This is a genomic window from Arthrobacter sp. lap29, assembly GCF_032458965.1.
Lineage (GTDB): Bacteria > Actinomycetota > Actinomycetes > Actinomycetales > Micrococcaceae > Specibacter > Specibacter psychrochitiniphilus.
Genome location: NZ_JAUCEK010000006.1, coordinates 1 through 24172, shown reverse-complemented (window position 1 = coordinate 24172; position 24172 = coordinate 1). Strand labels below are relative to the sequence as shown.

The following is a 24172-nucleotide window of genomic DNA, read 5'->3' as shown; positions in this document are numbered from 1 at the left end:
CCAGCAAGGCTTGGTTGAACCCGCCGGGGCCTCTTGATGTTTGGGTGCTCTTCTAGCGACGTCTTTGGGTGACCTTGCCGTGTCCGGGACAAACCCAGTCAACATCTACTGTTGTCAACTGTTGGCGTGTTACCCGCGCCTGTTGACTGTCAGTATTGAGCGCGTGCATGAAGTCCCGCAGCGTGCCGTCAGCGTTGACTCTGGCACTGTCCCCGCACAAAAGCGTCCGTTCCCAGACAAAAGCGAAATGCCCCGGTGTGTGCCCTGGTGTAGGAACTGCCGCAATTGTGGCGGGGAATCCGGGGTCCTTATCGATGTACGCGGTGTCCTCAGGGATTTTGGGCCGGAAAAGTGAAGACGTGATGCGCCGCACGAAAGTCCCCGCAGGCCGGCGCCCGGTGAGGATGTCGGCGTCGGCCTGACCGATCCACAGCGTCGCTCCGGTCTCTGTTGCTAGTGCCTGAGCTGCGCCGGCATGGTCAAGATCGTAGTGGGTCAAGAGAATGTGTTCCACGGACCCTAGGATGCCAGCGGTTGCCAACTCCGTGATGACGGCCTTGGCCCCGAACCACATACCCGGATCCACCACGGCGTAGCTGTTTTCCAGCGGAATCACGTAACCATTCGCGCCGAATGATCCCTGCAATTGCAGGGCACCACATTTAAGCTCTCTCATAGGAGAACAATCCCATATGTTGGCCAATTTGGCACTGGCTAACTCCGCTTTTTTGCTGTTCGCATTGTTCTAGTAGAATTACTAACATGTTGTTCCGTGTCGATGCTTCTTCAGCACTGTCCCTCGCAGATCAGATTGCCATTCAGGTGCGCTCTGGTGTGGTTGATGGATCTTTAGCGCCAGGGGAGCGGCTGCCGCCTGCGCGGGATCTTGGTGCCGCATTGCAGATCAATATGCACACGGTGCTGCGGGCCTACAAAGCGCTCAGGGATGAAGGCGTCATTGAAATGCGCCAAGGCAGGGGAGCCTACGTGCGCCACGACGCCGGCCCCGGACTTGTCCGCCTCACGGAATTGGCACAACAACTAGTAGGAGAAGCGCGCAAGCTGGGAATGTCCCAGCAGGACATTGTGCGATTGATTGGGGGAGTTGCAAAAGCATGACAAAGGTACAGCAAAGGACCAGCGCCACGCGGCGGATCGGTGCAGCCATTGCGGGGGTGCTGCCGCTGGCCGTCGTCGGCATGACGTGGTTCGCATGGCAGGATAAACTACCGGGTGACCTTGCCTCACACTGGTCCGGAACCGGCAGACCTGATGATTTCATGAGCACCGGGACAGCCTTGACCGCAGGACTGTCGCTGACGGGCATTCCCGCCATCATTGGACTTGTCGCAGCCTTCATCAGCACCCTACGCCCGGCAGTTTTGCGCGGAATATTGGGATTTGCGGGGATGCTCTCGGGCATGGGTGCGTCCACTTGGCTCGTCTCCGCCGGCTTAACTCTGCGCGCCGGCAGCGCCGAAGATGCGGTCCTGGGCTGGTGGTTGGCCGCAGTCATGGGCTCTTTCTTGTTCGGGGCAGTCCCCTATTTCATAGCGCCCAAGCCGAAGTTCACCACCGGAAAATTCGAGCACCGGATGCCGCTGGGGGAGCAGGAAACCGGGGCGTGGTCGCGCACCATCACCTCGAAAATGCTGCTCTGGATGCCCGTTGCACTGCTTGGTCTCACCGGCCTGATCTACATTCCGGACTTGCTGAACGATGAGTTCTCCGCCGTGTGGATTGGTGGCGCCACCATGTTGCTCAGCACAGTCATCGTCGCCATGATCGCCCACTTGCAGGTGACCGTGGACTGGCGCGGGCTGCGCATCGTCTCCACCCTGGGCCGGATCCCGCTCAAGCGCATCCCCCTCGAGAACATTGCCTCCGTCGAGGTCACCGAGATTCGCCCCTCCGAATGGGGTGGCTGGGGTTACCGTGTCATGCCCGGCCGCTCGGCGGTCGTCATGGGTGCCGGCCCTAGTCTCATTGTCACCACCACGGCGGGTAAGCAGTTCGCCGTCACTGTACCGGACCCTGACAGCGCCGCCAGCTTGTTGCTTGCCCTGCGGGATCGGAAGCACGACGGCGGAGCCCACGCCAGTGCCACCGAACAGCGAGCCTGAAGCTGGGCCAAGCTGACGGGGCAATTGGGTGTCCCTGCAGCCGTGTAGCAGCCGTTTCAAGGTGGCGCCACTGTGACGTGACTGACAAGAAACGTTTTGCCGGAGCATGGATTTGTGGACCGCGATGGATAGTCTTACTTCTAGGCTCCGTTGCGTAGCTCCGTTGGGTAGTTCCGGTGACGGAATATTCGGGGCGAGCCTCGCTCCCAACGCTTTGAAAGGGCAGGAACCACGCCATGGCACTCTTTAGCCGCCCGCAACCGGGTACTTTGCCAACCACCTTGAAACTTCTCGTGGCACTCTTGGTCCCCTCGGCCCTTGTCAGCATCCTTGCAGGCCCGTCAGCGGGCATGGGATTTGGCATTGCCATGGGACTCGGCATGGCTGTTTCACCCATTAGTAAACCCCGGCAGACAGTAGTTCTGGTCCTGATCGGAGCCGTCCTTGGTGCGCTTGCCTCCTACGCGGTGGACACCCCCTGGGCCATTGCTGTGCTGCTTTTTGTTGCGGCCATTCTCTCGGCGCTCACCAATCAACGATCAGCCGGGTTGCTCTCGCTGGCGCCCATCCTGGTGATCCTCTTTGGTCCTGGCCCCATCAATCTCGTGTGGTGGCAGGCGGCCGTTTGGATCGTGATCGGAGGCGCCGTTGGTGCACTCATCACCAAGTTACTCAAGTTCCAGGCTCCCGTTCAACCGGTGGCCAGGGCTGTCGCTTGGGAGCACGGGATTGTGGTTGGCCTGCTCTGTGCAGCGGCCATGTACTGGACATTGTCCAATAACATTCCCCACGGCTACTGGATCGCTGTCACCGTACTGATGGCCCTGCGTCCGCTACCAAACCAGCGCCGTGACACCCTGAACGGGCGAATTCTGGGAACCCTGCTGGGAGCTGTTTTTGCGCTGCTGGTGGTCATCTTCCTGCCGCTCTGGGCCGGGGTCATTGTTGCTGTGCTCTGCCTGTTCGTCATGGTTTGGTACACCATGGGCGGTGCTTATCTAATGCAGACCCTGGCACTGACGCCCATGCTGCTCATTTTCGCTTCCCTCGGTGATGCCGAGCGGGGCGTGGAACTCACCCTTGAGCGGGTGATGTACACGGTGGTCGGTTTTGTGGTTGCCGTGCTGATTGCCCTGTTGCTGCGACGGTGGGAATCCCGCCGGGAGGAACGTCAGGCCGGCATGGTCTGACGTTCCTCCCAGATTCGCGAGGTGTGGTCCAAGGACTGCCATCGGGCAGAGTTTAGGGCTCCAAGATGACCTTGCCGGTGGTGAGCCGGCCCTGCAACGCCGTGTGCGAGGCGCCAGCCTCGGCCAGCGGGAAGCGGGCGCCGATCCGGGCCACCAGTTTCCCTGAAGCGGCTGCATTGAAAACCTCTGTGGAACGCCACAGCCGCTCCTGTGCGTTGAGCAGGTAATCGCCCAGCTTGGGCCGGACCACCGTCAGGGAGCCGCCGGCATTTAGTCGCTGCAAATCAAAGGCCGGCACCTGCCCGGACGCGCCGCCAAACAACACCAGCGTCCCCCGGGTGCGCAGCGACGCAAGGGAACCGTCGAAGGTGTCTTTCCCAACGCCGTCGTACACCACGTCCACGCCCACACCATCGGTAAGCTCACGCACCTTAGCGGCGAAATCGTCGTAGCCCAGCACCTCGTCGGCGCCGGCCACGCGGGAAAGCTCTTCCTTCTCCTCCGTGGACACCGTGGTGATGACGCGAGCGCCACGGTCCTTCAAAAGCTGGGTCAGCAACAAGCCCACTCCGCCGGCGCCGGCATGCAGCAGGACGGTCTCGCCAGGCTCCACATGGTAGGTGGAATTCATCAGGTAATGTGCCGTCATGCCTTGCAGGGGGAGTGCCGCGGCAACGTCCAGGGGCACGCTGGAGGGTACTGGCAAGCTCACCTCGGCCGGGAAGATCGCATACTCGGCGTAACAGCCGCTCCCTTCAGCCGTGGCAACGCGATCGCCCACTTCATAGGATCTGACGCCGGGCCCAACGGCAACTACCGTGCCAGCGGCCTCGGCTCCCGGGGTGAAAGGGAATGGGACGGGATAGATGCCTTCGCGCTGGTAACTCTCAATGAAGTTCACGCCCACGGCGGCAATCTTGACCAAAAGCTCACCCGGGCCGGGAACGGGCATGGGCACTGCCGCGAGTTGCAAAACCTCGGGACCACCCGGGGCTTTGGCGAGAATTGCCTGGCACTGATCTGTCATGGTGAACTCCACATCATTGGTTCCGGTACAAAATTTTCGGGCATGCCCTTCAGATCATCATAGGACGGACCGAGGTGCAAAAAATGAAAGCCATGCATAAATATCGGTAACACTGAATATTTCTGCTGTATAGTCGACGTATGACAATCTCAGTAGCAGTCTCCGGTGCCAGCGGATATGCCGGGGGGGAGGTGTTGCGCCTTCTGGCCAGCCACCCGAACGTAACCATCGGCGCCATCACGGCCCACAGCAACGCTGGAGAGCGCCTCGGTGCTCTGGCACCGAATCTGCATGCCTTGGCCAACCGCGTCCTGGTGGACACCACCGTGGAGAACCTTTCCGGGCACGACGTCGTTTTCCTGGCACTGCCGCACGGCGCATCCGCGGCTATTGCAGCCCAGCTCTCACCGGACACTTTGGTGATTGACGCCGGCGCCGATCACCGCCTGGAGGATTCCGCCGCGTGGGAAAAGTTCTACGGTTCCGAACACGCCGGCACGTGGCCCTACGGCTTACCTGAACTGCCCGGACACCGGGAACGGCTCAAGGGCGCCAAGCGCATCGCCGTCCCTGGGTGCTACCCCACCAGTTCGCTGCTGGCCCTCATGCCCGGCTTCGCCGCTGGCGCTCTGATGCCTGATGATGTGGTGATTGTTGCAGCCTCAGGCACCTCCGGGGCGGGCAAAGCCGCCAAGGTCAATCTGATTGGCTCCGAGGTCATGGGGTCCATGAGTCCCTACGGCGTGGGTGGACTGCACCGCCACACCCCGGAAATTGAGCAGGGCCTCTCCAACGCTTCAGGACTGGATGTGCAGGTTTCCTTCACACCCACCCTGGCGCCCATGAGCCGCGGCATCCTCACCACGGCCACGGCGAAGGTGTCCGCCGAATTTGCTGCGCTGGAAAACCCCGAAGCGGTGTTGCGGGAAATCTGGGAAAAGGCCTACGCGGACGAGCCCTTTGTCCATGTTTTGCCGGCAGGCCAGTGGCCCGTCACCAAGTCCGTGCAGGGCTCCAACTACGCAGCCATTCAAATCGCCTACGATTCCCACGTGAACCGTGTGGTTGTGTGCGCCGCCATCGATAACCTCACCAAGGGCACCGCTGGCGGAGCTGTCCAATCCATGAATATTGCCCTCGGCCTGCCCGAGACAACAGGCTTGACCTTCCAAGGAGTAGCACCATGAGTGTGACAACCCCGCTAGGCTTCCGTGCTTCAGGCGTCACTGCCGGGCTGAAGGTATCCGGCAAACCGGATCTGGCCCTCGTTATTAACGATGGCCCCGAACACGCGGCCGCCGCCGTGTTCACCAGCAACCGTGTGGCTGCTGCGCCCATCCACTGGTCCCGCCAGGTCCTCAGCGATGGCCGCGTTGACGCGGTTGTGCTGAACTCTGGCGGAGCCAATGCCTGCACCGGTCCCGAGGGCTTCCACAACACGCACGCCACAGCCGAGAAAGTTGCGGCCGTGCTGGGACTCTCCGCCACGGATATTGCCGTGGCCTCCACGGGCCTGATTGGCGAGCAGCTGCCCATGGAAAAAATACTCCCCGGTGTTGAGGCTGCCGCCGCTGCCTTGACGGAGCACGGCGGAGCTGATGCAGCAACCGCGATCATGACCACCGACACCGTCAACAAGCAGGCGTCCTGGACCTCCGCGGCCAATGCTGAAGGTGTGAGCTACAGCATTGGTGGCATGGCCAAGGGTGCCGGCATGCTGGCTCCCGGTCTGGCCACCATGCTGGTGGTCATCACCACCGACGCGGTTGTGGAAGCTGAAGGCCTGGACGCGGCACTGCACGACGCCGTCCGCGTCACCTTCAACCGGGCCGACTCCGATGGATGCATGTCCACCAACGACACCGTCCTGCTCATGTCCTCCGGCGCGTCCGAAGCATTCCCTGACATGGCAGAATTCACGGCAGGCCTTACCGAAGTGTGCGCCACCCTGGCCCGCGCCCTGATTGCTGACGCCGAGGGCGCTAGCCACGACATTGCCATCACCACAGTGAACGCGGAGAGCGAACGCGACGCCGAAGTAGTCTCACGCTCTGTGGCCCGTTCCAACCTGTTCAAGGCGGCCATCTTCGGCAACGACCCCAACTGGGGGCGCGTGCTGGCTTCCGTGGGCACCACCGATGCCGTCTTTGACCCGGATCAACTCAACGTGAGCATCAACGGCGTGCAGATCTGCCGCAACGGAGGAATTGGTGACTCCCGTGACTTGGTAGATCTGGCACCGCGTGAAGTCGCCGTAGAGATTGACCTCAACGCCGGCGATGCCACCGCCACGATCTGGACTAACGATCTCACGCACGCCTACGTCGAAGAAAACAGCGCGTACTCCTCGTAACTGGTGCGCCGCCGAGCCCTTGTTGCGGCCGGCTGGCTGTGGTTGGCTTCGGCGGCGTTGCGAGAGTTGAAAGTGCCAGATGACGAGCCGGATGGTGGCGGTGGCCCCGGAGCGGGGATGGATTTTGCAGGCGAGGTCACGAGCAGCAAAATCTTACTGCCCGCGAGGGGCTGCCGCCACCAGGAGGTGGCCCGCAGTGATGTACACAAACGCAGAAGAAGGACTTTCATGATGACGTCGGTGGAAACCGCACAGGATAAGGCTGGCACGCTGATTGAGGCGTTGCCGTGGATTCAGCAATTTGCGGGCACGGTAGTGGTGGTCAAATACGGCGGAAACGCCATGATCAACGATGAGCTGCGCCGGGCCTTCGCCGAGGACATTGTCTTCATGCACCATGTGGGCATCAAGCCCGTGGTGGTCCATGGCGGCGGGCCGCAAATCAACGCCATGCTCAAGCGTCTGGACATCAAGAGCGAATTCAAGGGCGGGTTGCGCGTCACCACGCCGGAGGCCATGGACGTGGTCCGCATGGTCTTGACCGGCCAGGTGGGCCGTGAACTGGTGGGCCTGATCAACGAACATGGGCCGTACGCCGTGGGGCTCTCCGGCGAGGATGGCGCACTGCTCCAGGCCGAACGTACCGGCACCATTGTTGACGGGCTACCCGTGGACCTTGGTTTGGTGGGCGAGGTGGTGGGGGTGAATCCTGGTGCCATTCTTGACTTGCTGGAGGCCGGGCGGATTCCGGTGATCTCCACCGTGGCTCCCGAGGTGGGGGATGCCTCCACAGTACTGAACGTCAACGCCGATACCGCTGCTGCAGCCCTGGCTGTGGCGTTGGAAGCCTCCCGCTTGGTGATTCTGACCGATGTGGAAGGTCTCTACGCCAACTGGCCGGATAAGTCCTCGCTGCTCAGTGAACTCAGTGCTGGTGCCCTGCGCCAGATGCTGCCCAGTCTGGAAGCAGGCATGATCCCGAAGATGGGTGCCTGCCTTGCCGCGGTGGATGGCGGTGTGGCCCGTGCAGCTGTTGTTGACGGACGCAGCGCCCACTCGGTGCTGCTGGAATTGATGACTTTTGAGGGCAACGGGACCCAAATTTTTCCCGATGAGGATGAGAAGTGATGACTGAAGAAAACGCAGGCACCGAGCCCGGCAACGCAACCGACCTGTCCAACGCCAATGCCGCAGCCGTCACCGGAACCGGCACTGGTGAGCAGTGGCTGGCCCGTTACAAGGATTCTTTGATGGGTGTCTTTGGCAGCCCGCAGCGTGTCCTGGTGCGTGGCGCCGGCGCGCTGGTCTGGGATGCCGATGGTAAGGAGTACCTGGACCTGCTCGGCGGCATTGCCGTGAACGCGCTAGGCCACGCCCACCCGTTTGTGACCTCCGTGATTGCCAGCCAACTCGCCACTTTGGGCCATGTCTCAAATTTCTTCACAAGCCCCACCCAGATTGCCTTGGCTGAAAAGCTGCTGGAATTGAGCGCAGCCCCGGCCGGTTCGAAGGTGTTTTTTGCCAACTCCGGGACCGAGGCCAACGAGGCCGCTTTCAAGCTGGCCCGCTCCCACGGCGGTAAGGCGCGCCCCACCATCTTGGCCCTGGAAGGCGGCTTCCACGGCCGCACCATGGGCGCCTTGGCCATGACGGCCAAAACCGCGTACCGGGAACCGTTCGAGCCCATGCCGGCCGGTGTGCGCCACCTGCCCTTCAATGACATTGACGCACTCCGCGCAGCACTGGATGACACCGTTGCTGCACTTGTCATCGAACCCATCCAGGGTGAGGCCGGCGTACGCCCCCTCTCCGTCGAATATTTGCAGGCCGCCCGCGAACTGACCCGCGAGCACGGGGCCCTGCTGATCATGGACGAGGTCCAAACAGGCATTGGCCGCACCGGCAACTGGTTCGCCAGCATCGCAGCCGGCACCACCCCGGACGCCATGACCCTGGCCAAGGGCTTGGGCGGCGGCTTCCCGATCGGCGCCATCATCACCTTCGGCGAAGGCCCCTCACAGCTGCTCAATGCCGGCCAGCACGGCACCACCTTCGGAGGCAACCCCGTGGCCACGGCCGCGGCGCTGGCCACCTTGCATGTGCTGGAAACCCAGAACGTGCTGGCCAATGTCAACGCCGTGAGCGAGCTTTTTGCCACCGGCCTGGCCAAGACCAGCGGCGTCACCGAGGTGCGCGCCTTCGGTCTCCTGATTGGCTTCGACCTTAGCGATGACATTGCCACCGAGGTAGTCTCCGCCGCGCTGGATGCCGGCTTCATCATCAACGCACCCCGCCCCAACACCATCCGCCTGGCCCCGCCCTTGAACCTGACCGTTGAGCAGGCACAGTCATTCCTGACAGCCTTGCCGGCATTGATCACCACGGCCACCGCCGCAAAACTTATGGAAAAGAGCTTTTAGATGACACGCCACTTTCTGGTAGACACCGATCTGAGCCCCGCTGAACAAGCCGAGGTGCTGGAGCTGGCCGCACAGTTGAAGAAGGCACCGTACTCCAAAAACACCTTTGCCGGTGACGGTTCGGGCTCTCAAACCGTGGCCGTCATTTTTGACAAAACCTCCACGCGGACCCGTATCTCCTTTGCCGCAGGCGTAGCCGCCCTAGGTGGCAACCCGCTGATCATCAATCCCGGGGAGGCCCAAATTGGTCACAAAGAATCCGTGGCCGACACCGCCAAGGTGCTTGAACGCATGGTCTCCACCATTGTCTGGCGCACCTACACCCAGTCCGGGCTGGAGGAAATGGCGGCCAACTCGCGCGTGCCCGTTATCAACGCCCTCTCCGATGATTACCACCCGTGCCAGTTGCTCGCGGACCTGCTCACCATCAAGGAACACAAGGGTGAGCTGGCCGGTCTGACCATGACATACATGGGGGATTCGGCCAACAATATGGCCAACTCCTACCTGCTGGCCGGGGTCACGGCTGGCATGCATGTGCGCATCACCGGGCCCGCCGGGTATTTGCCGGCCGACGCCGTGGTGCTGGCTGCCCGGGAGCGTGCCGCACTAACCGGCGGCTCCGTCCTGATCACCAAGGACGTGGCGCAGGCTGTTGCGGGCGCTGACGTGCTGGTCACCGACACCTGGGTTTCCATGGGCCAAGAGGAGGAGAAGGCTGCCCGCATGGAGCTTTTCACCGATTACGCGCTCGACGACGCCGCTCTCGCCCAGGCGGCCCCGGATGCGATTGTGTTGCACTGCCTGCCCGCCTACCGCGGCTACGAAATTTCCGCCTCCGTCATTGACGGCCCGCAATCCGTTGTTTGGGACGAGGCCGAGAACCGCCTGCATGCCCAGAAGGCGCTCATGGTGTGGCTCGTGGAGAACTCTGCCGTTGAGAACTCAGCCGTTGAGCACTCAGCGGTGAGGGCTACAGCCGCCGGGACCGGCGCATAATCGTGAGTAAACCCCCCATTCCGGCCGGGATGCCGGCCACCAAAACGGCCCGGCAGGCGCGGGTGCAGGCGCTGCTCACCAGCCGTGCCGTCCGCTCCCAGGCTGAACTTGCCGCACTACTGGCGGATGATGGTTTGGTGGTGGGCCAGGCCACGCTCTCGCGTGATCTGGTGGAATTGCGGGCCGTTCGGGTCAGGGGCAAGGATGGTGCCCTTATCTATGCCCTCCCCAAGGAAGGCGGTGACCGCAGCGTGCACAGCGCCTCGTCACAAGAACTGTTGGATACCAGGCTCATCCGGCTCTGCGGGGAACTGCTGGTCACGGCCGAAGCCTCAGGCAATATTGCGGTACTGCGCACACCGCCAGGTGCCGCAAACTTCCTGGCCTTAGCCATCGACCACTCCGTGATGCCCTCCATTCTGGGCACGATTGCCGGCGACGACACCGTCATGATCATCACGCGCGAGCCCTTGGGAGGGGCAGAAGTAGCCGAAAGGTTCCTGCAATTCGCCGAAGAATCCGGCGCTGGGGCGTAACCCACACCGGGAGGCGAGGAGGCCGACGTCGCACTTGTGGGCACTATGAATATCTTTTAGTAAGAATGCATAATCATGCACTATGCTGTGTATTAATGAGAAGCACACTCTTGTGAAGAGTGTTGAAATAGGGAGATAAAAACGTGACTGAACGCATTGTATTGGCTTACTCCGGTGGCCTGGACACCTCCGTAGCGATCGGCTGGATCGGCGAGGCGACCGGCGCAGAAGTCATCGCGGTGGCAGTGGATGTAGGACAGGGCGGAGAATCCCTGGAAGACATCCGCCAGCGCGCATTGGGCTGCGGCGCCGTCGAAGCCTATGTTGCTGACGCGCGTGATGAATTCGCCAACGAATACGCCATGCCAACGCTGAAAGCCAACGCCCTCTACCAGGGCCACTACCCGCTGGTTTCAGCCATCTCCCGCCCCGTGATCGTCAAGCACCTGGTCAAGGCCGCCCGCGAATTCGGCGCCACCACGGTTGCCCACGGCTGTACCGGCAAGGGCAACGACCAGGTTCGCTTCGAGGTCGGCATTCAGACCCTGGGCCCGGACCTGAAGTGCATTGCACCGGTCCGCGATCTGGCGCTGACCCGTGATAAGGCCATTCTGTACGCAGAGTCCCACAACCTGCCGATTGAGACCACGAAGAAGAACCCGTACTCGATCGACCAGAACGTGTGGGGACGCGCCGTGGAAACCGGATACCTGGAAGACATCTGGAACGCCCCCACGAAGGACATCTACGATTACACGGCCACCCCGGAATTCCCGCCGGCACCGGATGAGGTCATCATCTCCTTCGCGCAGGGTGTGCCCGTCGCCATTGATGGCGTGAAGGTCACCCCGCTGCAGGCCATCCAGGAACTGAACCGCCGTGCAGGCGCTCAGGGTGTTGGCCGCATCGACGTCGTCGAAGACCGTCTGGTCGGCATCAAGAGCCGCGAAATCTACGAAGCACCCGGCGCCATGGCACTCATGACGGCCCACAAGCACCTCGAGGACATCACGATCGAGCGCGAGCAGGCACGCTTCAAGGCCACCGTTGGTCAGCGCTGGGCCGAGCTGGTCTATGACGGCCAGTGGTTCTCCCCGCTGAAGCGTTCACTGGATGCCTTCATCGAGGACACCCAGCAGCATGTCAACGGCGACATCCGCATGACCATGCACGGCGGGCAAGCTATTGTCAACGGCCGCCGCTCCGAGACCTCGCTGTACGACTTTGACCTGGCCACCTACGACACCGGCGATACGTTCGACCAGTCACAGGCCAAGGGCTTCATTGAGCTGTGGGGCATGTCCTCCAAGGTTGCCAGCCAGCGCGATCAGCGCGTTTCAGGCCTGTAACCATGGCTCATGGGACCAACGAAGGTGCCCTGTGGGGTGGCCGCTTTCAGGGCGGCCCCGCAGATGCTCTTGCTGCATTGAGCAAGTCAACTCACTTTGACTGGCGGCTGGCACTGTATGACATTGCCGGTTCCAAGGCACACGCCCGCGTTCTGAACACGGCTGGGCTTTTAGATGCTGCTGAGCTGGAGGGCATGCTTGCTGCGCTCAACCAGCTTGAGGTGGATGTAAAGTGCGGTGCTTACACTCCTTCCGAATCGGATGAGGATGTACACGGCTCCCTGGAGCGCGGCCTGATTGAGCGCGCCGGTACGGCACTGGGCGGCAAGCTCCGTGCTGGCCGGTCTCGCAATGACCAAGTTGCCACGCTGGGGCGCATGTACCTCCGCGAACATGCACGGATCATTGCCGCCGGAGTTCTCTCCGTGGTGGATGCGCTCGTGGAACAGGCCAAGGCACACCATGGTGTGGCCATGCCTGGACGCACGCACCTCCAACATGCTCAGCCTGTACTGCTCAGCCATCACCTGCTGGCTCACGCCTGGGCCTTGTTGCGTGATGTGCAGCGCCTGGTTGACTGGGATAAGCGTGCCGCGGTTTCACCTTACGGTTCCGGCGCATTGGCCGGTTCCTCGCTGGGTCTTGACCCGAACGCCGTCGCGGCTGACCTTGGCTTTGATTCCGCCACGTGGAACTCGATTGATGGCACCGCCTCACGGGATGTCTTTGCCGAGTTCGCCTGGGTGTGCGCCATGATCGGTGTAGACCTTTCCCGGATTTCCGAGGAAGTCATCCTGTGGGCAACCAAGGAATTCTCCTTCATCACACTGCATGATTCCTACTCCACGGGATCCTCGATCATGCCGCAGAAGAAAAACCCCGACGTGGCGGAGCTGGCCCGCGGCAAGGCCGGGCGCCTCATTGGCGACCTGACCGGGCTGCTGGCAACACTCAAGGGCTTGCCACTGGCGTACAACAGGGACTTGCAGGAGGACAAGGAGCCCGTCTTTGACGCGGCCGATACCCTTGAACTGCTGCTGCCCGCCGTCTCCGGCATGATCGCTACTTTGGTGTTCAACACCGAACGCATGGAGTCTCTGGCTCCGCAGGGCTTCGCCTTGGCCACCGACATTGCCGAATGGCTGGTCCGTCAGGGTGTTCCGTTCCGTGATGCTCACGAGCTATCCGGTGCCGCCGTCAAGGTTGCCGAGGGCCGGGGCGTGGAGCTGTGGGACCTTACGGATGAGGAATACGCCGGCATTTCGACGTACCTGACACCAGAAGTTCGCACGGTTCTGAGCACGGAAGGCTCGCTGAACAGCCGCAACGCCCAGGGCGGTACGGCACCGTCGGCAGTACTGACGCAGCTGGCGGCCCTTGAGCGTCAGCTGGGCGAGGTTCGCACCTTCCTCGCCTGACCGGCCTCGCACTTCCTTGGCACGAACGTAGAAATGGCTGAAAGCTAGAAATGCCCGCATCTGTGAAGGATGCGGGCATTTCTTTGTTCGGGCCCCTCGCCCGCTAGGCTTGGGTGCATGACTGATATTTCAAATGCGCAGCTACTGGAGCGACTCACGGCTGCCGCCGAGAACGTGAGCGCGAAACTGGGGGCTCTGACGGACAGCGACGTCCTGGACCCCACTGATTTGCCCGGCTGGACCCGCGGGCACGTACTGGCCCATATTGCCCATGTTTCCACTGCTGTAGCGAGGCAGGCTGAGTATGCGCTGCGTGGTGAGCTTGTTGATTTTTATGACGGCGGCCCGGGCGGACGCACCCAGGCAATCGAGATGAACGCCGGCCACACGGCGGCCGAACACCGGGACTATATTGCCACCGCCTTCACGAGGGCACTGACTGTTCTGGGCGGGCTCGAGGAGAGCCAGTGGGAACTTCCTGTCAGCTACCGCAATAGCGATATTCGGGGCGTGGCCCTGGCATACTGGCGCGAGCTCGTGATCCATCTGGCTGATTTGCAGCTGGGCCGCGGCCCCGAAACTTGGTCCAAGGAGTTTTGCCTCTACCTGATCGGGTTCCTGCGCCCCCGGGTGCCGGAGGCGCTGCAGCTGAAGTTGTTGCCGCTGGCGCTGCCGCCCATGACGGTGGGTTCTGGAGAGAGTACCGTGTCTGTTTCCGGCATGCTGACCGATATTGCTGCATGGCTCTCCGGGCGTACACCCAGTATGGGCTCCCTGCGCGCCGAAGCTGCCGCCGATTCAGTGGAATTGCCCACTCTGCTGCCCTGGCCGTCCGCGTTCGCGGCAAAGTAAGCACCACAGCTTTGTCTCAGAAGTGAGTGCACGGCTAATGGCTTTGATCAAGGTTTAGTTGACATCTAACTTATGAGCTGTGTGATCACTTGTCAGCGCCACGATTCGGCCGACTCCGTGCGGCTCGGTGTAGCGCTCGGCGAAGGCCCTTATACGTAACCAGTTTGCCCGGGTGTTGACAGCGAGGTGGTTGTCAGAGCTCTCCTGAGTGGTTTCTAGGATGCTGCTGTTGATACACATTGAGTGGCTTGATACAAGAGCACTGATTAGCCCGATTACATAGGTAGCTTCCCGCAATATCGCTTCGGTGACGACCACCTCTGCCATGTCGGCCTCGATGGAATGGATTATGAGACCGAGGGACTCAAGCTCAGCTGTGAATGCAGCTACGAATCCTTGATCTGGCTTATAGCTGGTGATGGCAATGTTCCATCCATCAGCGGCGAGCTGCCGAGCGATTTCGGTGCCTATCGATGCGCACCGACCTACTCCTGTTGATCAGAACACCGGGGCGGTCGTTGTGCACATGAGGGGTCCTCTCTCATTGATTAGTGTTGGATGCCGTGCAAACCGCCTGAAGCTTAGGCCAGATGTAGGAGCAAGGTGTCGGAATTTCCAGCCCGGTCGACTCTGCTGAATCCGGCTCGCTCGTAGAGGTGAACTGCTGGATTTTGGTCCTCTACGCTTAAGCTCAGTGCCGTGAAGCCGAGTTTTTTTAGCTTGTTCGATGATGGCTGTCATCAATGCGGTTCCGACTCCGCTTCCGCGGTTACCCGGAAGCACCCCCATAGTCAGCTCAGGAGTGGTGGATGATACAAATCCATAACCAGGATCGTCTTCGCTCAGGAGGCGGGCCCAGGCGGCTCCTATTGGTTCGCCGTCGTCGGTTTCGGCGACGAATCCGAAGTCTACTTCGGATTGCCAATCCACTACGTAGTGGCTGATCTCAGGTTTTTGAAGGATCTGTTCTCGGGTTAATGTCTGATCTCCTGATCAGTTGAATGCCTGGAGGAGGACGTCGGTGAGAAATGAAAAGTCTGCTGCGGTAGCGGTGCGTAAATACATGATCACCAATGCTAGGTCGAGTTCAAGGGAAATCTCAGGTTGTGGCTGACATTTTTCGAGAGTCCACCGTTTGACTTGGTTCGGGCCAGCAGTGCGAAGACCGAATGCATCTCTGCCGCGCTTGGAGTGGGGAAAGCTGCCGAGCTGCCTACCATCACGAGGTAGGGAACCAGCGCTGCGATGTGCGCGTGGGACGGGTCGGGCAAGATGCCACGCCAGAGAGCGACAAGCGCTTCGAGGCGCGCCGTGTCTACCCGGCCCTGTACGGCGCGCGCAGATTCGTCTTCAAACGCCCAGGCGCGCATCACAGCATCTAGCCGTGGGTCGAGCGACACGTCCGTGGCAACCCGCGCGAGTGCCTGATGCGACGGGAGTTCGGATGCGGCGAAAATCGCGGCGCGGATCGATGTCATCGAGTCCTCTTCGTACCGCGTCAGTAGCGCACTGCGGTAGTCGCCGATGCCGATGAAGTGGTGATGGAACGAGCCTTTGGTAAGACCGAGGCGCTCCGCGATGCGATCGATCCGCACGCCAGACCTCCCCTGCAACTTGAGCACGTTCAAACCCTCGTTTACCCATTGCGATCGCGTAGTCATCACTCAACCTTCACTGTGACACTGCCACTTGGTAGCGCCCGATTGGTGTGAAGCACCACGTTAAGTGACCTGTTTTTCACAACGGTCAATGGCCGCGCGGCCCGGCCTCTGCTTCACTCTTTGGGCCACTAGATGAACCAACCTCAGTGAATGGTCCTGCCCATTGCGCGGTACCTGGGCGGCGAATAGCGGTTTTGGCTACCCCGGCCTGCTTTACGGCAGGGGAACAACGAGTTGACTGTTGCGCCATCGCGGCACCGCTTGGTTCGCGCATGGGTTCCTCCCAAAGGCCACTTTCCCTGGTCAGTATCCAGTGAAAGTGGCCGCCGGATGGTCGAGGCTAAGCCAGGGAGAGGAACAGCTTTTCCAGGTCGGCACGGTCTGCCGTGGGGTCCTCGCTTTTCAGGCACTGCTCCAACCCGGTGGCGATAATTGCAAAGCCGGCGCGATCGATGGCCTTGGATGCTGCGGACAGCTGGGTGACGACCGTGCGGCAGTCACTGCCTTCCTCAAGCATGCGAATCACCCCGTTCAGCTGGCCCTGGGCGCGCTTGAGCCGGTTGATGACGGGCTTCATGGTGTCCACTTCAAGTTCCATAACGGGTTCCTCCAGTGTGTTTGTTTCTTCAAGTGTATACCCCCGGGGGTTTCTTGAGATAACATCGACAGCGGATCTCGCATACCCCCACGGGTATGCTTTTCAGTCTATTGCGGGGGTAAGTGAGTCTCCGTGGACAACTCCAGAATAAAGGAATGCCCCCCCCATGTGCCGAGCAGCCAAATGTCGCAAATGCCAGAAAACCACCTGGGCCGGATTTGGCCAACATGTCAAGCAGGTCATGGCCCACGTGCCACGCAATGAACGCTGCGCCTGCGACCCAAATGCGCCAAAGAAGCCTGCGGAATCCAAGGGCTGGCTGGCACGCCTCCTTGGTCGCTAAACAGCGGGTAGCGATTGCCTCATGGCGGTCAGCAATCCTCGGGGGATGCTGCCCGCCATTTCCATCGCCCTTCCAAAGTCCTCCGGAAGGCATGTTGCAAATATACCCCTGGGGGTATTATGGTTATGGGGAACCAAATACCCGCTGGGGTATAAAACTTCTTTATCTCACTCAAGGAGAGACCATGCTTCTCGAACGCATTTATGACGAAGACCTTGCCCAGGCCAGCTACTTCATCGGCTGCCAAGCCAAGGGCGAGGCCATCGTGGTGGACGCCCGCCGCGACATCCAGATTTACCAGGACCTTGCCGCGAAGAACGGCATGAAAATCGTGGCCGTCACTGAGACCCACATCCACGCCGACTACCTCTCCGGCACCCGCGAGCTTGCTGCGGCCACGGAGGCAGCCATCTACGTATCGGGTGAAGGCGGAGAGGACTGGCAATACGGATTCGAAGGCGAACGCCTCTTCGACCAGTCCACCGTCAAGCTGGGCAACATCACGATCACCGCCCTGCACACCCCTGGCCACACCCCCGAGCACCTTTCCTTCCTGATCACCGACGGCGCCTTCGCCGAACACGCCGGTTTCCTGCTCTCCGGGGACTTCGTCTTCTCCGGGGACCTGGGCCGCCCGGACCTGCTGGATGAAGCGGCCGGCGGAATCGACACCCGCTTTGCCGGGGCGCACGACCTGTTCCTCTCGCTGAAGGAAAAGTTCCTGACCCTGCCCGACTACGTTCAGGTCTACCCGGGCCACGGTGCCGGCAGCGCCTGCGGCAAGGCGCTGGGCGCGATCCCCTCCTCCACCGTCGGCTACGAACGCAACTTTGCCTGGTGGGGTCCCTACCTGGAGACCGACGACGAGGCCGGCTTCGTGGAGGTGCTACTTGACGGGCAGCCCGATGCCCACGCCTACTTCGGGCGCATGAAGCACGAAAACCGGGTCGGCCCGGCGATCATGGGCGAACGAGCACCGCTGGCCGAACTGCCAACCGAAGTGGTCGCCGCGGCCCTGGCCGCCGACGAAATCGGCATCGTCGACACCCGCCACCACAGTGAGGTCCACGGCGGGACCGTGGCCGGGGCGCTGAACATCCCTGCCGGGAACAAGGCAGCAAGCTTCGGCGGCTGGGCCGTGGACCCGGCTACCGACCAGCGCCCGCTGGTGCTGCTGGCACCGAACAGTGAAACCGCCACCGAAATGTGGGACCACCTCATCCGCGTGGGCATCGACAACGTCGCCGGCTACGTGAGGACGTTCGACGGGCTTCCGGCCTTCACACCGCAGACCGTGGCTCCTGCCGACCTGGCCGAATTCGATTCAGCCATGGTGCTCGATGTGCGCAACAAGACCGAGCACCTTGCCGGGCACATCCCGGGCTCCGTCCAGCTCAACGCCGGACGTGTGCTCTGGAACACCGCGGAACTGCCCACCGACGGCATCATCGTCAGCTACTGCCAGTCCGGGGTGCGCAACTCGGTGGCCGCCTCGACCCTGCGCCGTGCCGGACACCGCGTGGTGGAACTCGAGGGCAGCTATGCGGGCTGGAGCGCCTGGGAAACCCAGAACGCCTAACACCCCCTGATTCACCCCCATTTACCCTCCCTGTTTCACCCCGTATCGCGGGTTCCGGCGCCGGCTTGTTCGGTGCCGGGACCCGCGATGCAATTGGACCCTGAAAGGCCCACGCACCATGACTGCAACAAACGGTTCCATTTCCCCCGTGGAACTGAATTCACTGATCTCCTCCGGTGAGGGCGTCGTGATCCTCGACGTGCGTTCGGCCGCGGAATTCGAATCCCTGCATATCTTGGGCTCCTACAACGTGCCCCTGGCACTACTGGCCGAACACACCGAGGAACTAGCCGCGAAACTGGGCACCAAGACCGTGCTGGTCTGCCAGTCTGGCGTGCGCGCCACCGAGGCCCACAGGAACCTGAACAGCGTCGGCTTCTCCGATGCGCTGGTACTCACCGGCGGCGTCCCGGGCTACCAGCAGGCTGGCGGCAAAACCGTGGAGGGCTCCAAGCGCTGGGCCCTGGAACGCCAAGTCCGCATGGCGGCCGGTTCGCTGGTCGTGGCCGGGTTGGCCGGCGGCAAGTTCCTCTCTCCGCAGATCCGCACCGTTGCCGGGGTGATCGGTGCGGGCCTAGCCTTCTCCGCGGCCACCAACACCTGCGCCTTGGGCAAGGCATTGTCGAAGATGCCGTGGAATAAGACCGGCAACGAGCCGACCCGCGAATCGGTCATGGCCCAGCTTCCGCCCAAGAAGTCCTGACCCCCCCCCACACACGCACCAGCAATACCCCCCGGTTTCTCGGCCCCGGCATGCCCCCGTGCCGGGGCCGAGAAACCACCCCCACTGGAGTCACCCAGCCAAGGAGCCACCATGCCTGAAATCACCATCAACGATGCAAACCAGCGCCGCGCCGAGGACCATATCCTCGATGTCCGCGAGGATTTCGAAGTCACCGAGGGCATTATCCCCGGTGCCCTGCACATCCCCATGGGTGAGCTGGACGGCCGCCTGGCAGAACTCGATAAGTCCCGCCCGGTCATCGTGGTCTGCCGCAGCGGCAACCGCAGCGCCCGTGTTGCCGACGCGCTGACGGCCGCCGGTTACAACGCAGACACCATGGGCGGCGGCATGAGCGCCTGGCAGCGCGCGGGCCTGCCAACCGGCTAGCACCTTCCTCAACGGTTTTTCCATCCACCGAATCCGCTAGGACCACCACCCCATGTCACTCACCCTCGTACTAACCCTTCTGCTTTCGGTGCTGATCGGAATTTCCCTCGGCATGCTCGGCGGCGGTGGGTCAATCCTCACCGTCCCAATCCTCACCTATGTCGCCGGCATGAACCCCAAGGAAGCCATCGCCGCCTCGCTCTTCGTGGTCGGCGCAACCTCGGCCGTCAGCGTGGTCACCCACGCCCGCAAGAAGCGTGTCAAATGGCGCACCGGGCTGATCTTCGGAGCCGCGGGCATGGTCGGGGCCTTCGGCGGTGGACTGCTCGGGGGCCGGATCCCCGCCACGGTTCTCATGATCGCCTTCGCGCTGATGATGGTGGCAACCTCGTTGGCCATGATCCGCGGACGCAAGGACCACACTCCCGAGGCCCAGGAGAATGACCTCCCGGTCTTCAAGGTCACCATTGAGGGACTTGTTGTGGGCCTGGTAACGGGACTTGTGGGCGCCGGCGGCGGCTTCCTGGTGGTCCCGGCACTCGCGTTGCTCGGCGGACTGCCGATGCCGGTCGCGGTAGGCACCTCGCTGCTGGTCATCGCCATGAAGTCTTTCGCTGGCCTCGGCGGCTACCTCACCACGATCTCCCTGGACTGGGCACTGGTCGGCGGCGTCACCGTCGCAGCCATCCTGGGCTCCTTTATCGGCGCCCGCCTGGCCGGACGCATCCCCGAAGCGGCACTGCGAAAGGGCTTTGGTTACTTCGTGCTCGCCATGGGCGTCTTCGTGCTCGTCCAGGAACTCCCGGCACCGGCCAACCTCATCCTCGGCTTTTCGGCCGCCGGCATCGGGGTTCTGGCCGTGTTGTGCGGTTTCCTGATCCCGGGGTGCCCGCTCCGACGTGCATCCGGCACCTCCACCGCCAAGCATGCGGCCGCCGAGCACACGGCCACCGAGGCCCGCTAGCGCAAAACGCAACATCCCCCGTTTCCACCCGGCCACCCAGGAGTCTTAGCATGAAGCAGTCAACAGCAAGGCGCCTGCCCACCCTGGGGCTGCGCGCCAATGCAGCCCAGTTTGCCCTGCTCGTCGCGGTCAACGCACTGGTTGGCGCCATGGTCGGGCAACAGCAAACGGTTTTGCCACTGCTCGCCCAGAGCGAGTTCGGCCTCAGCGGATACACCTTTGTCTTTACCTACGTGGCTGCCTTCGGGATCGCCAAGGCGACCTCCAACTGGTTCGCCGGAACCCTCTCCGACCGTTACGGGCGCAAGCCGGTGTTGCTGGCAGGCTGGCTCTTTGCCATCCCGGTGCCGCTGATGCTCATTGCAGCACCGGATTGGGGCTGGGTCATTGCCGCGAACGTGCTGCTGGGCATCAACCAGGGACTGACCTGGTCCACCACCGTCATCATGAAGATCGACCTGGTGGGCCCTGCCCGGCGCGGCCTGGCCATGGGCCTGAACGAGGCAGCCGGTTACGGTGCCGTGGCTATATCCTCGCTGGTGGCCGGGGGCCTTGCCGCGGAATTCGGCCTGCGCCCCGCGCCGTTTCTCCTGGGGATCGCCTACACGGCCCTGGCCATCCTGCTCTCCGGTGCATTCGTCAAGGACACCCGCCCACACGCGCTGCTGGATGCCAAGTTGAATCCTGGGCGCACACCTGCGGCACCGAGCGGCACCGCCGGTGCACCGACCAACCGGCAGATCTTTGCACTGACCAGCTTCAAGGAACCGGCACTGTCCTCGGCAAGTATGGCCGGACTGGTGAACAACCTGAACTTCGGACTCTCCTGGGGCTTGTTCCCGCTCCTGTTCGCCACCGCGGACCTCAGCGCGGGCCAGATCGGCATGCTCTTCGCACTGTACCCGGGGGTTTGGGGAATCGGCCAAATGTTCACCGGCGCACTCTCGGACCGCATCGGACGCAAACACCTGATCACCGCCGGCATGCTCACCCAGGCCGCGGCACTGTCCGTGATTGCGCTCGGGCACGGGGTTGCCGCGTGGTCGGTTGGAACCGTCTTGCTCGGCGCCGGCACCGCCATGGTCTACCCCACGCTGCTGGCCGCCGTCGGCGACGTCGCACACCCCAGCTGGCGGGGACGGGCAGTGGGCGTCTACCGGGTTTGGCGTGATCTCGGATACGCCGTCGGCGCCATCATGGGCGGGATCATCGCCGACCGGCTGGGGTTGCAAGCGGCCGTATGGATGACCGCCGCACTCAGCGCCGCCGCAGCCCTTGCCGTCGCGGGCAGAATGTATGAAACGCACCTACCACCCAGAGCACCGGCCCATGAGGGGGATGCACGCGCAACGCTTCCACCCCATCACACCAGCACCTAGCATGAGCAAAGAACTGAGTGTCCCTGCCACCGCGGACCGAGTATTTCCCACGGCACGGGGTCTCACTACACCCCCAAAAGAAACTCATGGACTACTCCCACGCCATCATCGTCCCGATGTCATGGCAAGACGCCGTTGACCGAACGCGCAGCGCCCTTGCCGAACAGGGATTCGGCGTCCTGACGTAAATCGATGTGAAAGAGACCTTCACCCGGAAACTGGGCCGGGAAGCTTGGAAGCCGGGGACGCCGTGGGGGACTACATCATCCGGGGGCAACCCGCATTTGGCCCAGCGCGGCATCGCCGCCGAACCGCAGCTGCTCCCGTGCAACGTCGTGGTGCGTCGCACCCCCGATGCAGCGGAAACCACCATTGAAGCAATCGACCCGCAAACCATGGTCCAGCTCAGCCCGGGCGACGCGACTCGCGAGGTCGCCAACGATGTCGATGCCCGTCTTCAGGCGGTGTTGAAGGAAATCTCCGGAAAGTATGACCCCCAGGTTTCAACCCAAAGGTCAGAGGATACGTTTATTTTAAGTTGAGTGAGGTCTCCCTAGACCGGAACGGGGCCCTCCCTGAACCAACCGATACGGAAGAACCAGACAGTAGTGAGGAAATCACGGACGTCGATCAACGGTCGCGGGACGAGATAGCAGTGTGGATCGTGATGACCACACTTGTGGATCGCAGCGATAAATGGCGGCTTTTTCGTAGCTCTGAACGTCACCCCCGTGCCCGACAGTCGAACCCTGAGCGGATGCTTACAACTTGCCGACGAAAGGGGTGGTTGACCTCGGTGAAGTTCCCGCGCTTCGTTGCTGCCGGTAGAGACTTATCGTCGGGGAAACGGCTACAGTGAGCCATGACCGACGTTCCTAAGAAGCGAACCGTAGCTACATTGGGCTCTCTAGTACTCGTGCTGATGATAATCAGTCTTGCGCTCAAGGTGTTCCTAGACGACGTGAGTCCATGGTCGATAGTGGCCCTCGGTTTCCAAGTCCTTGCAGTGGTGATCATGATTGTGTTGTTGGTACGAACTGTTCGTGGGCAGCGTGATGAGTACTGGAAAGAACGCGCCAATAGACCAAAGAATCCCGATGAGGCTGAAGCTGATTAGGTTTTTTTGATTAACCAATCGGCTAAGTGGCGTCGCGTCCAGCAAGCCGGTCGGATACCGGCCTACGGATTCAGGCGCACGCGGGAGCCGAAAAGTCCTGCCATGGCAGTTCTAGAGGGGAACGGCATACGTCTGACGCACTTCGAATGTTTTGGCTACTTGTTGCTCTGTGGAGCACATACTGTAGCCTCGAATGAAAATCGATATTGGGGGAAAACAATGAAGCGCAGATCATTTCCTTTTATTGCCGTTGTCGGTATTGCAGGTCTACTGCTGACTGGTTGTTCCGGTCAGGCGGGGTTAAAGGCGCTGCAGCGGGATGCCACGCCCGAGGATTCTTTGCCGTCCTCTATCACCCTGTCGGAAGAAGTGAACAGGGACAGCTCACGTCTTCTAGCCACCAAAGATGGTGTGCGGTACTTCGCTGTGCAAAGTGACGATGCCCGAACGACCTGTGTGGCAGTTGTTCCGCCTGACGAGAACGGTTGGCATGTAGGTTGCGGCGAGACTAGAAACAGCGGTGAGATTATTAATGTGTCGTCGGCGAAAGGACCGCATTCAACGATTCTTCTGGGGGATGACTCCGACACTGGAAAAATCGAATCGGGCTGGATCAAGATCTCAGACAACGTCCTCGTCTCTGATCGCTAAACATCGCGTATATACGACTTCATTGCCCATCAGAGCAGGACAGCGGCTCGCGTGTCCGCGAAGGAACCTTGGACAGACACTGGGGATATGGTCGAAAAGCAGTTTCACTTCATCTGGACAGGTCCCGGTTCTTCCGGTGGCTGAAGCTGTTTCATTTAGGAGCCGCTTGATGTAGGCCGTCGCTTGTGAGGAAGACAAAAGGTGCGTCTGAAACGTCGGTGCGCGGCCAGGTTCCGGCCATGCTTCCTGAAATGCCGAGGGTGCCTCGTGCGTCCGCATGCTAAGCGAACGTGACAGGCAGTACGGAGGTCTGGTATCACGCAGGAAATGTTCGGGGTGTCACGTCCGCCCATGGAGGAGGCTATTCATCGGCTGTTTCTCGCACCATCGACCTTAGGTTACTTTGGGGAGACGGATGGCTTCCGCGCCAACGCTGTTCGGCGCGTGCACCCCACCAAGTGGCAACGAGGAGTACTGCGGCACCGATGTATCCGAGTGTGCC

The 24172-nt window shown here is 61.7% G+C and carries 25 protein-coding genes and 1 pseudogene; 20 read left to right on the top strand and 6 right to left on the bottom strand.

What is annotated here, in order from left to right; translation table 11 throughout:
- Positions 1-52: 52 nt before the first annotated feature.
- A complete protein-coding gene (locus RY113_RS11430; RefSeq protein WP_315914672.1) occupies positions 53-676 on the bottom strand; it encodes an MBL fold metallo-hydrolase in 624 nt (207 codons plus the stop codon).
- Positions 677-762: 86 nt separating this feature from the next.
- On the opposite strand from RY113_RS11430, the gene RY113_RS11425 reads away from it, so the two are divergent.
- The 3 genes from RY113_RS11425 (at position 763) to RY113_RS11415 (ending at position 3313) form a co-directional block, all read left to right on the top strand.
- Complete coding sequence (locus RY113_RS11425) at positions 763-1119, top strand: GntR family transcriptional regulator (protein ID WP_110104316.1); 357 nt, start codon at positions 763-765, stop codon at positions 1117-1119.
- Positions 1116-2123, top strand: a complete 1008-nt coding sequence (locus RY113_RS11420) for a hypothetical protein (RefSeq protein ID WP_315914669.1) — start codon at positions 1116-1118, stop codon at positions 2121-2123. Before RY113_RS11425 ends, RY113_RS11420 begins: the two co-directional genes overlap by 4 nt.
- Before the next feature lie 236 nt (positions 2124-2359).
- Positions 2360-3313, top strand: a complete 954-nt coding sequence (locus RY113_RS11415; protein WP_315914668.1) for an FUSC family protein — start codon at positions 2360-2362, stop codon at positions 3311-3313.
- A gap of 52 nt (positions 3314-3365) precedes the next feature.
- On the opposite strand, the gene RY113_RS11410 is transcribed toward RY113_RS11415, so the two are convergent.
- Positions 3366-4340, bottom strand: coding sequence for a quinone oxidoreductase (locus tag RY113_RS11410; protein ID WP_110104883.1), 975 nt, complete (start codon positions 4338-4340; stop codon positions 3366-3368).
- A gap of 140 nt (positions 4341-4480) precedes the next feature.
- On the opposite strand from RY113_RS11410, the gene argC reads away from it, so the two are divergent.
- The 9 genes from argC (at position 4481) to RY113_RS11365 (ending at position 14267) form a co-directional block, all read left to right on the top strand.
- Entirely contained in the window at positions 4481-5527 is a 1047-nt protein-coding gene (gene argC / locus RY113_RS11405) for an N-acetyl-gamma-glutamyl-phosphate reductase (protein WP_315914666.1), read from the top strand.
- Positions 5524-6693, top strand: a complete 1170-nt coding sequence (argJ, locus tag RY113_RS11400) for a bifunctional glutamate N-acetyltransferase/amino-acid acetyltransferase ArgJ (protein WP_315914665.1) — start codon at positions 5524-5526, stop codon at positions 6691-6693. The genes argC and argJ overlap by 4 nt, the downstream gene beginning before the upstream one ends.
- A 231-nt stretch (positions 6694-6924) precedes the next feature.
- Positions 6925-7821, top strand: a complete 897-nt coding sequence (gene argB, locus RY113_RS11395; RefSeq protein WP_110104311.1) for an acetylglutamate kinase — start codon at positions 6925-6927, stop codon at positions 7819-7821.
- Positions 7821-9113: an acetylornithine transaminase gene (locus RY113_RS11390; protein ID WP_315914664.1), complete on the top strand. Its 1293-nt coding sequence runs from the start codon at positions 7821-7823 to the stop codon at positions 9111-9113. Before argB ends, RY113_RS11390 begins: the two co-directional genes overlap by 1 nt.
- Positions 9114-10112 (top strand): ornithine carbamoyltransferase, encoded by a 999-nt coding sequence (argF, locus tag RY113_RS11385; RefSeq protein WP_315914663.1) that lies wholly within the window; start codon positions 9114-9116, stop codon positions 10110-10112.
- Positions 10113-10141: 29 nt separating this feature from the next.
- Entirely contained in the window at positions 10142-10648 is a 507-nt protein-coding gene (locus RY113_RS11380) for an arginine repressor (RefSeq protein WP_315914826.1), read from the top strand.
- A 143-nt stretch (positions 10649-10791) separates the two neighbouring features.
- Positions 10792-11997: an argininosuccinate synthase gene (locus RY113_RS11375; RefSeq protein ID WP_315914661.1), complete on the top strand. Its 1206-nt coding sequence runs from the start codon at positions 10792-10794 to the stop codon at positions 11995-11997.
- A 2-nt stretch (positions 11998-11999) separates the two neighbouring features.
- Positions 12000-13415, top strand: coding sequence for an argininosuccinate lyase (gene argH / locus RY113_RS11370; protein WP_315914660.1), 1416 nt, complete (start codon positions 12000-12002; stop codon positions 13413-13415).
- Between the two features lie 117 nt (positions 13416-13532).
- Entirely contained in the window at positions 13533-14267 is a 735-nt protein-coding gene (locus RY113_RS11365) for a maleylpyruvate isomerase family mycothiol-dependent enzyme (RefSeq protein WP_315914659.1), read from the top strand.
- A 54-nt stretch (positions 14268-14321) separates the two neighbouring features.
- Here the strand turns inward: RY113_RS11365 and RY113_RS18515 are convergent.
- The 4 genes and pseudogenes from RY113_RS18515 to RY113_RS11355 all read right to left on the bottom strand — a co-directional run.
- Positions 14322-14747 (bottom strand): annotated as a pseudogene (locus RY113_RS18515) (SDR family oxidoreductase); the annotation flags it as partial.
- Positions 14748-14765: 18 nt separating this feature from the next.
- On the bottom strand, positions 14766-15197 hold the full coding sequence (locus tag RY113_RS18510) for a GNAT family N-acetyltransferase (protein WP_396334236.1): 432 nt from the start codon (positions 15195-15197) through the stop codon (positions 14766-14768).
- A gap of 146 nt (positions 15198-15343) precedes the next feature.
- The gene (locus RY113_RS11360; RefSeq protein WP_315914658.1) at positions 15344-15928 is read right to left on the bottom strand and encodes a TetR/AcrR family transcriptional regulator; all 585 of its coding nucleotides are present in this window, start codon (positions 15926-15928) and stop codon (positions 15344-15346) included.
- Positions 15929-16268: 340 nt separating this feature from the next.
- The gene (locus tag RY113_RS11355) at positions 16269-16526 is read right to left on the bottom strand and encodes a metal-sensitive transcriptional regulator (protein ID WP_110104302.1); all 258 of its coding nucleotides are present in this window, start codon (positions 16524-16526) and stop codon (positions 16269-16271) included.
- Positions 16527-17053: 527 nt separating this feature from the next.
- Here RY113_RS11355 and RY113_RS11350 point away from each other — a divergent pair.
- The 8 genes from RY113_RS11350 (at position 17054) to RY113_RS11315 (ending at position 23670) form a co-directional block, all read left to right on the top strand.
- A complete protein-coding gene (locus RY113_RS11350) occupies positions 17054-18448 on the top strand; it encodes an MBL fold metallo-hydrolase (RefSeq protein ID WP_315914825.1) in 1395 nt (464 codons plus the stop codon).
- Between the two features lie 118 nt (positions 18449-18566).
- Positions 18567-19151: a rhodanese-like domain-containing protein gene (locus tag RY113_RS11345; protein ID WP_315914656.1), complete on the top strand. Its 585-nt coding sequence runs from the start codon at positions 18567-18569 to the stop codon at positions 19149-19151.
- Positions 19152-19262: 111 nt separating this feature from the next.
- The gene (locus RY113_RS11340) at positions 19263-19559 is read left to right on the top strand and encodes a rhodanese-like domain-containing protein (RefSeq protein WP_110106871.1); all 297 of its coding nucleotides are present in this window, start codon (positions 19263-19265) and stop codon (positions 19557-19559) included.
- Positions 19560-19611: 52 nt separating this feature from the next.
- Entirely contained in the window at positions 19612-20523 is a 912-nt protein-coding gene (locus RY113_RS11335) for a sulfite exporter TauE/SafE family protein (RefSeq protein ID WP_315914654.1), read from the top strand.
- A 50-nt stretch (positions 20524-20573) separates the two neighbouring features.
- Positions 20574-21902 (top strand): MFS transporter, encoded by a 1329-nt coding sequence (locus RY113_RS11330; RefSeq protein WP_315914653.1) that lies wholly within the window; start codon positions 20574-20576, stop codon positions 21900-21902.
- Between the two features lie 194 nt (positions 21903-22096).
- Complete coding sequence (locus RY113_RS11325; RefSeq protein ID WP_315914651.1) at positions 22097-22444, top strand: DUF302 domain-containing protein; 348 nt, start codon at positions 22097-22099, stop codon at positions 22442-22444.
- Positions 22445-22824: 380 nt separating this feature from the next.
- The gene (locus RY113_RS11320) at positions 22825-23019 is read left to right on the top strand and encodes a hypothetical protein (protein ID WP_315914649.1); all 195 of its coding nucleotides are present in this window, start codon (positions 22825-22827) and stop codon (positions 23017-23019) included.
- Positions 23020-23121: 102 nt separating this feature from the next.
- Positions 23122-23670, top strand: coding sequence for a hypothetical protein (locus RY113_RS11315; RefSeq protein ID WP_315914648.1), 549 nt, complete (start codon positions 23122-23124; stop codon positions 23668-23670).
- Positions 23671-24172: the final 502 nt, after the last annotated feature.